The 14859-nt window shown below is 30.0% G+C and carries 15 protein-coding genes and 1 pseudogene; 14 read left to right on the top strand and 2 right to left on the bottom strand.

What is annotated here, in order from left to right; all coding sequences use genetic code 11:
- Nucleotides 1-326: 326 nt before the first annotated feature.
- The 8 genes and pseudogenes from QZV12_RS09625 (at nucleotide 327) to QZV12_RS09590 (ending at nucleotide 8245) form a co-directional block, all read left to right on the top strand.
- Nucleotides 327-920: a hypothetical protein gene (locus QZV12_RS09625; protein ID WP_295620903.1), complete on the top strand. Its 594-nt coding sequence runs from the start codon at nucleotides 327-329 to the stop codon at nucleotides 918-920.
- Between the two features lie 237 nt (nucleotides 921-1157).
- Nucleotides 1158-2084, top strand: a pseudogene (locus QZV12_RS09620) (CapA family protein).
- Nucleotides 2075-2260, top strand: coding sequence for a hypothetical protein (locus tag QZV12_RS09615; protein WP_295620901.1), 186 nt, complete (start codon nucleotides 2075-2077; stop codon nucleotides 2258-2260). Before QZV12_RS09620 ends, QZV12_RS09615 begins: the two are co-directional and overlap by 10 nt.
- A gap of 119 nt (nucleotides 2261-2379) precedes the next feature.
- Complete coding sequence (locus tag QZV12_RS09610) at nucleotides 2380-2835, top strand: deoxyuridine 5'-triphosphate nucleotidohydrolase (RefSeq protein WP_295620898.1); 456 nt, start codon at nucleotides 2380-2382, stop codon at nucleotides 2833-2835.
- 401 nt (nucleotides 2836-3236) lie between these two features.
- Complete coding sequence (locus tag QZV12_RS09605) at nucleotides 3237-4223, top strand: ATP phosphoribosyltransferase (RefSeq protein ID WP_295620895.1); 987 nt, start codon at nucleotides 3237-3239, stop codon at nucleotides 4221-4223.
- Between the two features lie 22 nt (nucleotides 4224-4245).
- The gene (locus QZV12_RS09600) at nucleotides 4246-5568 is read left to right on the top strand and encodes a UDP-glucose/GDP-mannose dehydrogenase family protein (RefSeq protein ID WP_295620892.1); all 1323 of its coding nucleotides are present in this window, start codon (nucleotides 4246-4248) and stop codon (nucleotides 5566-5568) included.
- 575 nt (nucleotides 5569-6143) lie between these two features.
- Nucleotides 6144-7067, top strand: coding sequence for a CBS domain-containing protein (locus QZV12_RS09595; protein WP_295620889.1), 924 nt, complete (start codon nucleotides 6144-6146; stop codon nucleotides 7065-7067).
- 239 nt (nucleotides 7068-7306) lie between these two features.
- Complete coding sequence (locus tag QZV12_RS09590) at nucleotides 7307-8245, top strand: deoxyhypusine synthase (protein ID WP_295620885.1); 939 nt, start codon at nucleotides 7307-7309, stop codon at nucleotides 8243-8245.
- Between the two features lie 111 nt (nucleotides 8246-8356).
- Here the strand turns inward: QZV12_RS09590 and QZV12_RS09585 are convergent, their stop codons facing one another.
- Nucleotides 8357-8896: a hypothetical protein gene (locus tag QZV12_RS09585; RefSeq protein ID WP_295620882.1), complete on the bottom strand. Its 540-nt coding sequence runs from the start codon at nucleotides 8894-8896 to the stop codon at nucleotides 8357-8359.
- A gap of 41 nt (nucleotides 8897-8937) precedes the next feature.
- Nucleotides 8938-9585, bottom strand: a complete 648-nt coding sequence (pyrF, locus tag QZV12_RS09580; protein WP_295620879.1) for an orotidine-5'-phosphate decarboxylase — start codon at nucleotides 9583-9585, stop codon at nucleotides 8938-8940.
- 360 nt (nucleotides 9586-9945) lie between these two features.
- Between pyrF and QZV12_RS09575 the strand changes: the two genes are divergently transcribed.
- The 6 genes from QZV12_RS09575 to QZV12_RS09550 form a co-directional block, all read left to right on the top strand.
- The gene (locus tag QZV12_RS09575; protein WP_295620876.1) at nucleotides 9946-11073 is read left to right on the top strand and encodes a CDP-glycerol glycerophosphotransferase family protein; all 1128 of its coding nucleotides are present in this window, start codon (nucleotides 9946-9948) and stop codon (nucleotides 11071-11073) included.
- 256 nt (nucleotides 11074-11329) lie between these two features.
- Nucleotides 11330-11662: a DUF2149 domain-containing protein gene (locus QZV12_RS09570; protein ID WP_295620874.1), complete on the top strand. Its 333-nt coding sequence runs from the start codon at nucleotides 11330-11332 to the stop codon at nucleotides 11660-11662.
- Between the two features lie 118 nt (nucleotides 11663-11780).
- On the top strand, nucleotides 11781-12512 hold the full coding sequence (locus tag QZV12_RS09565) for a DUF2162 family putative transporter (protein ID WP_295620871.1): 732 nt from the start codon (nucleotides 11781-11783) through the stop codon (nucleotides 12510-12512).
- Between the two features lie 154 nt (nucleotides 12513-12666).
- Nucleotides 12667-13311, top strand: coding sequence for a MotA/TolQ/ExbB proton channel family protein (locus QZV12_RS09560; protein ID WP_295620956.1), 645 nt, complete (start codon nucleotides 12667-12669; stop codon nucleotides 13309-13311).
- Between the two features lie 410 nt (nucleotides 13312-13721).
- On the top strand, nucleotides 13722-14108 hold the full coding sequence (locus tag QZV12_RS09555) for a hypothetical protein (protein ID WP_295620868.1): 387 nt from the start codon (nucleotides 13722-13724) through the stop codon (nucleotides 14106-14108).
- On the top strand, nucleotides 14071-14859 hold a 789-nt coding region (locus QZV12_RS09550; protein ID WP_366925558.1), incomplete at its 3' end, for a right-handed parallel beta-helix repeat-containing protein. The genes QZV12_RS09555 and QZV12_RS09550, both read left to right, overlap by 38 nt.

Raw genomic sequence — 14859 nt, 5'->3', positions numbered from 1 at the left:
GAGGAATACATAAAAAGCAAATCTAATTAATTTGTTTTGATATAAGTAATTTTTAACTATAAAAACAAATTAATTTTTATCTATAAAAACAAATTAATTTTTTTATATTTGTCATTTGACCTAACTTTTTTCAATAAATAAAAACAATTTGATTTAATTCAAATAGTTTCATTTAATCTAAATAATTTCATTTAATTTAGACAATTTCATTAAGTTCAAATAATTTGATATTATTCAAACAATTTTAATTCTAATGGATATTGGTGAAAAAGTTTTCATAAAAATTTTGAGATGATAATATGATGTCCAATTTTAAATTTTGTCCTATGTGTGGATCAAAAAGAGAAGATGGCAGTCAATTTTGCAAAAATTGCAATTTCGAATTTTTAGTCGGTAATTATGTTAAGCTAGTTGATGACAAGTCTGAAAATGATGTGGAAATTACAGTTGAAAAAGTCTCACAAGAAGAATTTCTAGAATCCAATGATATTTTAAGACAAACTAGGGATAAAATTAATTGTTGTATTGCTAAGTATTTGAATAATGAATTGATTCTTCAATATGGTGAAAAGTATGCTGAAACTGTTAGTTTTGAATTAAGTGAGTATATATCTATCAATTTAAATAGCCTATTTTCTAATGATTTTAATGACAGTTTTCTTGAAATCATTGAAAGTCTAATTCATGATGAAAATTTTATCAATTCAAAAAATATTTTCATTCAATGGATAGATGAAAATAGGGGACACTTGCCAGGTATGGTATTGAATCAGTATAGGTTACCAATTCAAATGAATGTTGACATTCTAAAGAAAATTATTTCATTAGGTTTGGTTGATAGTGATGAAAATAAGAAATTAATTGAATTGCTAAATGAATATTTGGATTTTGAAAGTGAGTTTATTGTAAATTTGATTTAATAATTTTTTTAAATTAATTTTTTTTCTTGTTTTAAAAGTAGAGATTTTTTATTTAATTTATTTTTTTTATTATATTTTAAAAATATATGTTATTTGATTTAATTTATTTTATTAAAAAATAATTTTTTCTATATTGAGTTTATTATTTTTTGTTTTCTTTAAATCAGATATAAAAATCTTTATTTAATAAAAGTTACAAATAAAAATTTAATTGTAACGATTATTATCAGTGATATAATGAAAAAACAAAGCTTATTTAGAGTATTAATTGTAATTTTTCTAATTCTTATAGCATTATCTGTCTGTGGAACAATTCTGTTTTCAATGGACAATGGTTCAAGCTATAATTTAGGGCATGATGAAAAAAACATTGCTGTAACTGGAGATGTAATGTTTGGTCGTAAGATGCCTGCTGTTTTAGATTCTGGTGAAAGCCCATTCAGATATGTTGAAAATGTTACTAAAGCTGCAGATATCCTGCTTGTAAACTTTGAAAATCCTGTAACAACATCTTCCTATTCAGTTAAGGGAGATGTTCCATTAAAGGCTGATCCTAAATACACTCATTTGTTGGCTGAGGCAAATGATGTTGTCATAGCAGCTCAAGCTAACAATCACGCTTTGGATTATGGTGAAGCAGGTATGAATGACAGCATTAAAAACTTGAAGGAAGCTGGAATACATGTTATGGGAGCTGGAATGAATAGTGCTGAAGCGACTAAGCCTGTCACAATAGAAACTGGAGATAGGAAAGTCACTGTCTTGAATTATATGGATGCAGATAATTTTGCAGAGTATAGAGGTGTGATGGATCCTGCAACAGCTAATTCTTCAGGATATTGAGCATATGATTCAGAGCTTGCACAAAAGCAAGTTCAGGAAGCTCGTGAAAACGTTTCAAGCATTATCATTGCTTACTTGCATTATGGAAATGAATACAGCAATAGTCCAAATGACAATCAGGTGAAAATATCCCATGAATTGATTAATGATGGTGCAGATATTGTAATCGGTGCCCATACTCACGTAACTCAAGGAGTGGAAATGTATAATGGAAAACCTATTTCCTATAATTTAGGAAACTTTGCATTTGACCAATCAAATCCAGCTACTCATGTGTCTTACTTCTTGAACTTGAATTTGGTCGAGGATAATTGTACTTAACCCTTTATCCTACTTATGTTTCCAATTACTTGCCTACATTTATGGATGCTGAATCAGGTAAGGCATTGATTAATGGTTTATATCCTCATTGTGATCAAATGCAGGTAACTGATCAAGGAACCGGTAAATTGACATTTAAATTAGGAAATAACACTGCAAATTCTACTGCAAACTAATAGGACATTAAAATTAGGAAATAATACTGCAAATTCTACTGCAAACTAATAGTTATGGAAAATAGTTAATACTGCTGTAAATTATTAATGTAAAATAATGGAATATCTGATGTGAAATTATGCTTGGTGAAATTGAACTTAAAAAACTCTTTCCAGACTTTGAGGATTTGGTCCAGCCTTCTGGAATTGACTTGGAATTAGATGAGGTATTCATTCAAAAATCTGGAGGATCATTAATTGACAATGAAAAGAATCTTCCAGAGATTGAAGCTTTAGAAGGTCCAGTTTATACATTAAAACCTCATACTGCTTATTTGGCTTCCATAAAAAGGAAGGTAAAGATTCCTAAAGGATATACTATGCTTTATCTTCCAAGGTCAACATTGCTTAGGTCTTTTATTTCTGTTCAAACTGCTGTAGGTGACCCTGGATTTTATGGAACATTGATGTTTATGATTTATAATCATGGTGAGTTTGATTATAAGATTAAGTCAGGTGATAGGATTGCTCAAGCTGTTGTATTTTCAGTGGAAGGGTCTGGTGAATATAACGGTTCCTATCAGGAAGAGGAATAGTTTTGAGTAATATTTAGAGTATTGTAGAATTTATTTCTACCTTTTTTTTATTTTATTTTTTTCAAATTTTTATTTTCTTTTCTTTTAATTATTTTATTTAGAATGATTTTTTTTTAATTTTTTATTTTCTTTCTTTTAATATTTTTATTTAGGGTGATTTTTTTAGTTAATTAATAATTTTTTTATTTATTCTTTAGGGTGATTTTTTTAATTTATTAATAATTTTTTTATTTCTTAGATGATTTTTTTTTTTATTCTTTTATTTTGAATGCTTTTTTAATTTTTTAATAATTTTTCTTTTTTTTTATTTCTCATAAACTGTTTTTATTTTTAAATAATTATATATATTCATTAAAATATATTATAAATTGATGAATTATTAATAATAAAATTGTGATATTATGGTAAACATTACTTTAGGACTTCCAAAAGGAAGTTTAAACAATATAAATCGTGGAAACACTTATCAATTATTCGTTGATGCTGGTTATGAAGTTAGAGGTTACGAACCTGGAAATGAATCCTATGAAATCAATATTCTCAATGATGATGAGATTACTGCTTTTTTAACTCGTCCTCAAAGTACTCCTGTTGAATTGAACAGGGGAATGGTAGATATTTCAATTGTTGGAGAAGACTGGGTTAAAGAGGAATCTGTTTTAAGCGATAATGATATCGTTAAAATCGGAGATTTGAATTACGGTCAAACCCGTTTGATTGTAGCTATTCCTAAAGATTCTCCTTATAATGACTTATCTGAATTCTTTAGAACAAATCAGGACAGAGATAAGCCAATATTATGCTTTACTGAATACCCTAATTTAACAAGAAAGCACATTATGGAAAATGAGGTTTATCAGGAAATATGGGGAGATGCAGTTCCTTATGTTCAAGTTAGAGGACTTAGGGATGGTGACAATAAGCAGGTTCAAGTCATTAACTCTGATGGAGCTACTGAAGTTTATATTGCTAAAGGTGCAGATTTGATTGTAGACAACACTCAAACAGGTAGCAGCTTAAGAAAAGCAGGATTAAAAGAGCTTGAAACCATTTTGCATTCTTCTGCAGGTTTATATGCAGGAATTTCTTGTACTGGAGAGAAGATGGAAAAGGCAAGAAGAATTTATGACCAATTGTTAGGTGCTGTTACTGCAAGAAAATACTTTGATGTTAAATTCAATATTGCAAATGATTCTGTTGAAGAGGTTTCCAGATATTTGGTAGACAATAAGTATTGCAGTGCAGAGCCAACTGTCAATGAAGGCTCAAGCTTTTCACAGATTAATGTTTTGATTCCTAAGAATATTTTCCCTGAAATGTTAGATGGAATAAAGGCATTAGGTGCTTCTTCCATTATAAGAAGCGATGTAAAACAGTATGTGATTTAAAGATTTTTTATGGAGTGTTAGAATGAATATGACTGTAATTGGTACTGGTTATGTAGGGCTTGTAACTGGTGCATGCTTTTCTAAAATGGGTAATACAGTATACTGTGTAGACATTGATGAAGAGAAGATTGAAGGATTAAAGAATAATGTTTTGCCTATTTTTGAACCTCATTTAGGAACTATTGTTAAGGAAAACCAAGAGAGAAGAGACCTGTTCTTCACTACAAACATTAAGGAAGCATTAGATGAAACAGATTTGGTTTTCATTGCAGTAGGAACCCCTATGGCTGAAGATGGCAGTGCCAATTTAGATTATATTTTCGATGCGGCAACAAATATTGCAAATAACATTAGCCATGATTCAATTATAGTTATCAAGTCAACTGTTCCTGTCGGGACCTGCTTTAAAGTCAAAGAGCATATTGAAGCCATATTAAAGGAGAAGAATTCTGATGTGAAAATTGAAATTGCATCAAATCCTGAGTTCCTAAAGGAAGGGCATGCAATAGAAGACTGCATGCATCCTGATAGGGTTATCATAGGTGCTGAAAAGGATGAGGTCTTTGATGTGTTGAAGGACTTGTATGCTCCTTTTGTTTTAAACCATGACAGATTTATCTTTATGGATATATTAAGTTCTGAAATGACTAAATATGTTGCAAATGCAATGCTTGCAACTAAAATATCCTTTATGAATGAAATAGCAAACATTTGTGAAGTCACTGGTGCAAACGTTCAAAAGGTTAGAGTTGGAATCGGTTCAGATAAGAGAATCGGATATGACTTTATTTATGCAGGATGCGGATACGGTGGAATCTGTTTCCCAAAGGATGTTCAGGCATTGATCAACACTGCAGAAAGTCATGGATACTCTCCTAAGCTATTGTCAAATGTGGAATTGCTTAACACTAATCAGAAAAGGATTTTGGTTAAAAAGATTGTCAATAGGTTTGGAGAAGATTTATCCAATCTTTGCTTTGCCATGTGGGGCCTTTCATTCAAGCCGGGAACTGATGATGTGAGAGAAGCGCCATCTTTGGTTGTTGCAAAGGAGATTATAGATAAAGGTGGAAAGATTAAGGCATATGATCCTAAGGCTATTGAGGAATTCAAAAGATTCATTGGTGATGATTATGCATATTCCATTGAATTTGTCCAAAATCGTTATGATGCTTTAGATGGCTGTGATGCTTTAATATTGGTTACTGAATGGAAAGAGTTCAGGAATCCTAATTTCGATAGATTGTCTCAATTGCTTAATCAAAAGGTAATCTTTGATGGCAGAAATATATATGATAGGAAAATAGAAAATCAGGGATTTGAATTGTATCAAATCGGATGTTAATTCCTTTTTCTTTTTTCTTATTTTTAAAGTTTGATTATATTGTTATTTTGATTTTATTTATTTTCTTTTTTCTTATTTTTTAAAGTTTGATTATTGTTATTTTGATTTTATTTATTTTCTTTTTTCTTATTTTTTAAAGTTTGATTATTGTTATTTTGATTTCATTTTTTTCTCTTTTCTCATTTTTAGCTTTTTTAAAGATTTTTTATTATTTCATTATTCATATTCCATTCAATTATTTTGCTAATTTGTACTATTTTTTTATTTTTTATTCTATTATCAAACTATTTTTTTAATGAAAATTTATTCATTATAAATTAAGAATTATAGGTCTAAAACATGATAATTAGATATAAGTTATAATGATTTTTAATAAAATAAACAATATCTTTTTATATAAGAACCTATAAAAAGGTAATTGATAGTGAAAATTATGATAAATCATTATAATTAATTTTTAATTTGTCATTAAATTTTATATTTTTAATGATGATTTCAAATTTAGCGGTTAAATAATTGAGTTAAGTATTTTATGAATAAAATACTAATTATTTTTTTTGATTTTGGTGTCTTAAATGTTAACTTCTGTTCAAAAGGAAATTTTACAGACTTTAATCAATTTGTATCAAAATTCTGATGGAAGATCTATCAAAGGGGAAGACATTGCTGAAGTGATGAATAGAAATCCAGGTACAATCAGAAATCAGATGCAATCTTTAAGAAGTTTAAGTCTTGTAAAGGGTGTACCAGGACCTCGTGGTGGCTATAAGCCTACTATTGAAGCATACCATACTTTAAACATATCCTTTACAGACAGCAATGCAAAAGTTCCTGTCTATAAGGATAATAAAAAATTGGATGATGTTTCAGTGGCTAAGATTGAGTTTACAAGTGTGCCACATCCTGGTGAATGTGAAGCAGTCATAAAGGTTTTAGGAAGCATTAAGGACTTGCACTTAGGTGATGTTATCTGTGTAGGCCCTACTCCTGTCAATAACTTAGGAATTATTGGTGAAATTGTAGGCCGAGATGATATGGATAATATTTTGCTGTTGGATATCAGCACAATAAGAAGCATTCCTAAAAACTCTGTTTATGATATAGCTACTTTAGATTTTATTTACTTAAAGCCTGGTGATTCAATCAAGGATGCTGCATGTTTATTATCAAGAAATAACATTTATGGAGCTCCAGTAATTACTGAAGGTGTAGCTATTGGCATGGTTTCATTAGTGGATATTGTAAAGACATTAGCTGAAGGAAAAGAAAACGAAGACGTTAGGGATATAATGTCTAAACGTTTGTTCTTCATTGATAAGGATACAATGATAGCCACTGCTGTCTATAAGATGTATAAATTCGGCATAAGCAGATTGATTGTAGTGGATGATGACTATACTCCAATTGGTGTAGTTACACGTACAGACCTTATTGAAACAATTACAAATCTGAAGAATTTCCCATTGTTAGGGGAAAACGATCTTGAAGATGAAATTTAACTCAAGCTTTTCACCCAAGCTTTTCGCCCAAGCTTTTCCGACCCTTCGGGTCGCAAAACCTTGACCAAAATATTTTCATTAGGTTTAGTATTTTTTTATAAATTTTTTATTAATTTATTCTATTTTTTCTTTATTTTTATTAAACTTTATTTATTGTAAAATACTATATTTTATTAGGTAATCATTTTTAGAATTATTTTTAGAATTATTTTTAGAATTATTTTTTGAGATTGGATTGTATGAAAGTTAATCAATTAAATATTAAAAAGGACATGACTGTCACTGAACTGATTGAACAGTTTGATAAGTCAGGAGTATTAGGTGCTGGAAGAGTAGCAAGAGCTTCCAACTTGCTTGTAGATATGATCAATGATGATGATATGGATATATTTATGAGCTTAGGAGGACCATTGGTTCCAGGTGGCATGCGTAACATTGTAGCAGACTTAATTAGAGAAAAAAGAATTAAGGTTTTGATAACAAGCGGTGCTAACATCACTCATGACTTGCTTGAGGCATTTGGTGGCAGACATTATCGTGATTTAGGAAGCAATGATGAAGAGTTGAATGATGCAGGAATTGGAAGAATCGCTGATGTTTACACTCAAAGCGATGACTTTGAAGTGTTTGAAAGTGAAATCATCAAGATATTTGAAAAAATCAGCAATGATTTGGATAATGATGAGGACAAAGGAATCATTTCAATTCAAAGGCTTTTAAAGGAAGTCGGATTATTGATTGATGATGAAAATTCCATTTTAAGGCAAGCTGCTCTTAATGACGTTTCAATATTTGCTCCAGGACTTATAGACAGTATGTTTGGTCTTCAATTATGGATATTTACTCAAGATCACACTCTTGTAGTGGATGCCGTTGGAGACATGCATTATTTATCTGACCTTGTCTTTGAATCTGAAAAAATAGGGGTGGTCATGTTAGGCGGAGGTCTTCCAAAGCATTATACTCTTGCTTGCAATCTTTTAAAGGGAGGAATCGATGCAGGACTTCAAATAACTATGGATAGGCCTGAAACCGGAAGTTTAAGTGGTGCACCTTTAGAGGAAGCCAAGTCATGGTCTAAGGCAAAGCATGGATCCAATTTGGTAACTGTTATTGGTGATGTAACTATTATTTTCCCATTGATAGTTGCTGATGCACTTAATAGGATAAATGAATAATTCAAACTTTTTAAAAAGTTTGATTAAATTTTTTCTATTTTCTTTTCTATTTTTTATCCTATTTTTATATTTTAATCTATTTTTATCTAATTCTTATCTATTTTATCTAATTTATAAAATATATTTTTCAAATAAAACTCTGGCTAGGTCATAAGCTATTTCAAAACATAGGAAGTAAATAAAGCTTAAAATATTTAACCATCCAATTAAGACAAGCAATAGAATAACTATTTTTAATGCAAATCTATATTCGAAGAAAAACTCAAGGAATTTGCTTTTATGATATATTTTCTCATTGTCATTTCCTATTTCATCGATTATGGCTCCTATCATACAGATGATTATTGTTAAAACAGATAAAAATGTGAAATTTGGAAGTCCAAGCAATAGGAATGCAATTATAAATGAAACCATTGTAGCAATATGGTGAATTCCATCCACTTTTAGGGCTAATATGTTTCCAATCAATATTGCTATGAAGATGCAAGCGGCATCCAAGTCAATGGAACATGCAAAGGCTGTGAGCAATCCACAAATTATTCCCAGAAAAATGGATTTTCTCTTATTTGATTTTTCATCATAAAAATCATCTGAAAGCTTCATAAAGAAGCCTGAAAAGAAATAGGAAAGAGCTAGTGTAATATTGAACAATTTAACACCTTAATAAAATAATATTTTTCGATTGATTTATTTTATTTAATGGATTCAATAATATCCTTAGTTGCTTTCTTAGGGTCTTCTGCATTGTAAATGGATCTTCCGATGATTAATCCATTTGAGTATTTCAATGTTTCCTTAGGGTCTCCTCCTTGAGTTCCAACTCCTGGAGAGATGATGTATGCCTCCTTTCCAACGATATCTCTGATTTCAGATAATCTTTCAGGTCTTGTGGATGGTGCAACATAGTTTTCAATTCCCATTTCAACACCCATTCTAGCTATTTCATCTGCATTGGCTTGAATGAACTTAAGTGCACCTGGGTGAGACATTTCTGTAAGCAAGAATACCTCTTTTCCATGGTCTTCAGCAGATGTCTTGCATGCGTCTACACTGTCTGGACCTACAAATCCATGACAGATGATTGCATCTGCACCAGCATCAAAGGTTTGGTTAGCTATCTTTTCATTGGTTGCTGGAATGTCTGCAACCTTATAATCACAAATGACCTTATAGTCAAAGTTGTCCTTAAAGAATCCAATAGTTGATAATCCTTCAGCAAGAGTCAAAGGATATCCGATTTTTATAGTATCAATATACTCATTGATTGATTCGCATACAATTTCAGCTTCTTTTAAATCCATTAGGTCCATAGCAAGAATAATATTATTTTTTACATCCATATTATCACATTTATTTCACATTTTTTATTCTATTATTAATTTATATTTAATTAATTATAATTGTATTGTATATTTAAGGGCAAAAATGATTCCTTAACTAAAAGTATATTAAATTAGATAAATAGAATTAATTATACCAATACTTGATTTTAAGAAATGTTTATACAGATTAAATAGAAATTATATTTAATTTCAGATAATTCTTAATTCAATTATTCAAATTTTGATTTAATCATTCAAATTTTGATTCAATTATTCAAGTTCTAATTCAATTATTCAAATTTTAATTTAATTATTCAAGTTCTAATTTAATTATTCAAATTCTAATTAATTCTACTTGCTTTAAATGAGGTTATTAAAGTGTACACTAAACATAAGATCTATGCTGCAATATTCAATATTTTTAGGAAGTTTTCCCAAAAGGACAATAAGGTCACTTTCCTAACAAATAAAAACCACTCATTTGACAGTAATTTAGAATATATTGCTAAAGAATTAGGCAATAGAAAGACTAAGGATGGCAAGGATTATGAATATAATTTCATTGAAAAGGATTCTTTGTCTTTAAAAAGCATCTCTGATTTTGCATCATCAAAATACGTTTTTTTAGTTGATAATTTCTTCCCTCTTGCATTTATGAATGTGGAAGGAATGAAATGGGTCCAATTATGGCATGGCACTGGAATATTCAAGAAATTCGGATATGATCTTTTAAATGATGAAGATAAGAAAGTGATGGAATTGTTTTCAGATAAGATAGACTTGGTGTCTGTAAGCAGTGAAAATGCAGTGGACATTTATGCAAACAATTTCCATATTGACAAATCTAAAGTAAAGCCTTTTGGCGTTCCCCGAAATGATTTTTATAATGATGAACATTTAGGCAGTGATTATCTAAATGAATTAAGGGCATCATTTGAAAAGGAATATCCTCAACTTAAAGCTAAAAAATTGGTTCTCTATGCACCTACATTTCGGGAAGATGCAAAAAATAATGCTGTTTTTGATTACTTTGACATTGGAAGATTCATTCATGACTTGGGAGATGAATATTGTTTAGCTATTCGATTGCATCCAAATTATATGAACTATTGTGATGAAGCCCATCCAATTGACCTAAAGGAATTGGCCAGCAAATATGACTTCATTGATTTTACAGGATATGAGGATGAACAAAAGATTTTATTGTTGTCAGATATTCTAATAGCAGATTATTCCTCAATTATGGTGGATTACACTATTTTAAATAAGCCAATTATATTGTTTGCTTATGATTTAGATGATTACATTAATGAAGAGCGTGGATTCTCCTTTGATTATAAAGAGAAGGTTCCAGGTAAAATCGTCTATGATATTGATGAATTGATTGAAAGCATCAAAAAGAAGGATTTTGATTTGGAAAAACTAAATGAGTTTTCTAAATTGCAATTTGGAGATTTTAAAGCCAATTCTTCAAAGCTTATTTTAGATTATATTTTAGAGGAATGACTGATTGTTTTTTTCAAGTTCATTTCTAAGGGAAATCGAGTTCTTTTTTAAAAATAACTATTTTAAAGGGCTTTTTAAGTTTCATGCTCAAAACCTTTATTAAATTAAACTTTATATTTTTCAACTAAGTTAGATAAACTTATAAATCTTTTCTTATATATTATAGTATATGAAAAAATTTTCAATTCTTATTTTAAGAAAAAATTTATTTTCATAATTTTAAATTATTTCTTTATTCACTAAAAGAAGGTTTTATATGGTTAGAAAGAAAACAAGACGCCGAAAACGAGAAGAAGAAGATCCTATGGCTGGAACAACAAACCTTGTTGATGCAATGTTGGTTCTTGCTCTTGGATTTTTGATTTTTGCTGTAATCGGCTGGAACTTGCAAAGTGTTATCTTTAGTGACATGTCTCCTGAAGACAGACAACAGGCTATGCAGTCAATCAGTGAAATCACTAATGTAACACAGGGTGAACAATTAAATGAAACTCCAGACACTTCAAACAGTTCTGGAGAAGGTTATGTAGAACAAGGAAAAGTTTATAAAGATTCGAAAACGGGTAATCTGATTATGATTGAGGAGTGATTTCCTCTTTTAATTTGATTTCTTGATAGATGATTGGAATGATTTCCCATGGTTTTAATCTGTGGATTATAGTGGGAATGATTTTCTTTATGATTGATTATAAAAATTTTGTGATAGGATGAATTTATTAGTTAGCTTATTCGGTACAATTATTCTAATTGCAGTTTTATTATTAGGGATTGGAACTGGATTATTATCTAAATTCTTTAAATATGACTTAAGGAAACATTTAATGATTTCAGCAGTTATATCAGTGATAATAGCATTAATAATCATTGCTTTAAGCCCATTTTATGAAACTGTAATAAGCTTGACAGTAAATAACTTTTATTTCTATATGATAATGGCATTTATTTCATTGGCATTAGGAATATTGACTATTTGCTATTGGGAAAGAGAAAAGCAATATGATGATATGTTGAAAAGGCTCTTGTACTTGGATTTTATCCCTGTGTCTTATGCATTGTTCATATTATCTTCTGCAGCCTTATCTCCAAGTTTTGTATTTAATTCTGCTAATGTATCATTGACTATTACAACAATTCATTTAGCTATTATTATAGCGGTTTTATTGATTTTGTTTAGCATTATCTCTTATGTATTCTCAGATTTCATTGAAGATTATCGAATGACCCATTATCCGATAATTTATGGAAACATGATGATAATCTTTGCATTTGTCTTTGTTGTATTTGGATTTTTGATTCCAACAATAGGCAAAGTGCTTGAAAATCCATCTACTCAACTTACTTTAATGCCTTTCCAATCTGGATTGGTTCTAATCATTATTTTAGGATTGCTGTTTGGTTTGGGAGCATTGTTTAAAAAACGAAACAATAGGTTAAGGTAATGTTAAACAGTGATTTGATATTTAAATTAATTTAATTCTATTAATTCAATTTATTAATTCAATTCTATTAATTTAATTCTATTAATTTAATTCTATTAATTCAATTATTCAAATTTATTTCAACTTTTAATGTTTATTAGGTGATTATATGGCAATGGCAATTCCTGGTGGAGATTTTTTAACTACTGGACTAAATTTAATCGCACAAAGTCTTTTGATACCTGTAGTTATCATATTATTGATATTTGTAGTGGTTGTAGTAGTTTCTTTAGGGGGACTTATCTATGAATACACATTAAGGACAAAGGTTTCTGTAGATGATGTTTCCAATTTGATTTTAGATATGTCTAATTCTGATTCTATAGAGTCATTAAAATCTAAAATAAGTAATTCAGTACTTCCTCAGACTCAAAAGGACATTTTGATTAAGATAGCAAGCACTGAAAACTTGACTGCAAGTACAAGAGAAGCATTTGCACGTAAATTGATTGAAAATGAAGAAGGATTAACTGACAAATCCCTTGAAGTGACTGACATCATAACACGTATTGGACCGACTCTTGGTTTGATGGGTACTTTGATTCCTTTAGGTACTGGTCTTGCTGCACTTGGTTCCGGTGATGTAAATACTTTATCTGAATCATTGATTGTAGCATTCGATACAACTGTTGTAGGTATTGGATCTGGTGCTTTAGCATATGTTATTTCCAAATTGAGAAACAGATGGTATGAGGAGTACTTATCTAATTTGGATGTATTGTCTGATGCTGTTTTAGACTTTATGGCTAAACATGCTTAATTCTTTTATTTTTATTTTTTTTTTTAAAATTCATCTATTTTTCTTTTTTTACAATTTTTCTTTCATTTTTTATAGATGTTTCATTAAAAGTCTTTTAGAATTTTTCTTTCATTTTTTTTTTAGATGTTTCATTAAAAGTCTTTTAGAATTTTTCTTTCATTCTTTATAGAAATTTACTAAAGAGGTCTTTTGTTATTCTAAAGATATTTTTTCTATTGTTTGCATATAATGTATTTTTTTATAAAACATTATTTTTTTGTTTTTATTCAACTTATCTTATTTTGATTGTTTTTTTTTTTAATTATTATTGATTTTATGGTTTTTTTAGGATTTAAAGCATGCAAGCAAGTGCTTACACTCGAAAACCTTTATATGTGCCTTAATCTAAATAGTGTTATGGGACTGATATCATGAATATGAAGATTATTCTATTTTTTTCTATAATTTTGTTGATTTTTTCAGCAGGTGCCGTTTCATCTGCTGATATTGATTATGTTGATGTCACTGATTCATATAAGCCTGTTGATGGGTCTTTAGATGTTGTGGATACTGTTTCTTATGATTCTTCTGAACTTAGCGATAAGAGTGAGATTAATCCAGATGTGACCTGTGAAGCTAATGACTTGGAAGGTCTTGATTTATATGTTCAGGTTATGAATACTAAAGGCACTGCATCTGAAGATAGTGTACGTGAAAAAGTTGCTCAAAAGTATCATACAATAATACCAAAGGAACACTCCGACACTCTTCGTTTAAAAAATGATATTTCCACAATTGGAAAAAAAGCTAATCATTAAGATCAATGATGGAAATGATATCACAATCGATGGACAGGGTCATACCGTTGATTTGAAGGGAAGCAGCAAGCATGACCATTACTTTGTAGTCAAATCAGGTAATGTAGTTTTTAAAAACATTATATTTGTCAATGGATATAATAAGGATGGTGACAAGGGTGGTGCCATTTCCTTTGAAGGCAGTGCAAAAGGTACAATAATCAATTGTACTTTCAAGAATTGCTGGGCAGAGGATCATGGTGGTGCAGTGTCAGACAGAACAGGAAACAAGTTAACTGTGATAAATTCCACTTTCATTGGCAATTCTGCAGATGATGTTGATGGTGGTGCAATCTTTTTAAAAGGCCCTATTTATGCAGAAGGCTGTCTATTCGAAGACAATAAGGCAGATGATTTCTCTGGAGCAGTTGATATTAACTCTGACAAGTTATCTATATTCAAAAAGTGTGTATTCAGATCCAATCGTGCTGGTGATGATAAGGGAGGAGCAATCTATTCCAAAGGTAATTTGGAAATTGAAGATTGTCTCTTTGATTCTAATAAGGCTAAAGTTGACGGTGGAGCAATATTCTGTAAGAAAAATGTGACTGTAAAAAGATCTGTATTCATAAATAATAAGGCAAGCGGTGCTATAATTGCTGAGTGCTGGGGCGGTGCAATATGTGCTGATGGCGATGTATACATTGACAATTCCACCTTTGAAAATAATTCTGCAGGAGATTATGGCGGTGCGATACATGCCGCAAATGTC

The sequence above is a fragment of the uncultured Methanobrevibacter sp. genome, from assembly GCF_902769175.1.
Taxonomy (GTDB): domain Archaea; phylum Methanobacteriota; class Methanobacteria; order Methanobacteriales; family Methanobacteriaceae; genus Methanobrevibacter.
This window is presented reverse-complemented; position numbering and strand designations above follow the sequence as displayed.

Bases quoted from the DNA above. Each gene is read 5' to 3' on its own strand.
- QZV12_RS09625 (WP_295620903.1), top strand. From the start codon at position 327: ATGTGTGGATCAAAAAGAGAAGATGGCAGTCAATTTTGCAAAAATTGC.
- QZV12_RS09610 (WP_295620898.1), top strand. From the start codon at position 2,380: ATGCTTGGTGAAATTGAACTTAAAAAACTCTTTCCAGACTTTGAGGAT.
- QZV12_RS09605 (WP_295620895.1), top strand. From the start codon at position 3,237: ATGGTAAACATTACTTTAGGACTTCCAAAAGGAAGTTTAAACAATATA.
- QZV12_RS09600 (WP_295620892.1), top strand. From the start codon at position 4,246: ATGAATATGACTGTAATTGGTACTGGTTATGTAGGGCTTGTAACTGGT.
- QZV12_RS09595 (WP_295620889.1), top strand. From the start codon at position 6,144: ATGTTAACTTCTGTTCAAAAGGAAATTTTACAGACTTTAATCAATTTG.
- QZV12_RS09590 (WP_295620885.1), top strand. From the start codon at position 7,307: ATGAAAGTTAATCAATTAAATATTAAAAAGGACATGACTGTCACTGAA.
- pyrF (WP_295620879.1), bottom strand. From the start codon at position 9,585: ATGGATGTAAAAAATAATATTATTCTTGCTATGGACCTAATGGATTTA.
- QZV12_RS09570 (WP_295620874.1), top strand. From the start codon at position 11,330: ATGGTTAGAAAGAAAACAAGACGCCGAAAACGAGAAGAAGAAGATCCT.
- QZV12_RS09565 (WP_295620871.1), top strand. From the start codon at position 11,781: ATGAATTTATTAGTTAGCTTATTCGGTACAATTATTCTAATTGCAGTT.
- QZV12_RS09560 (WP_295620956.1), top strand. From the start codon at position 12,667: ATGGCAATTCCTGGTGGAGATTTTTTAACTACTGGACTAAATTTAATC.
- QZV12_RS09555 (WP_295620868.1), top strand. From the start codon at position 13,722: ATGAATATGAAGATTATTCTATTTTTTTCTATAATTTTGTTGATTTTT.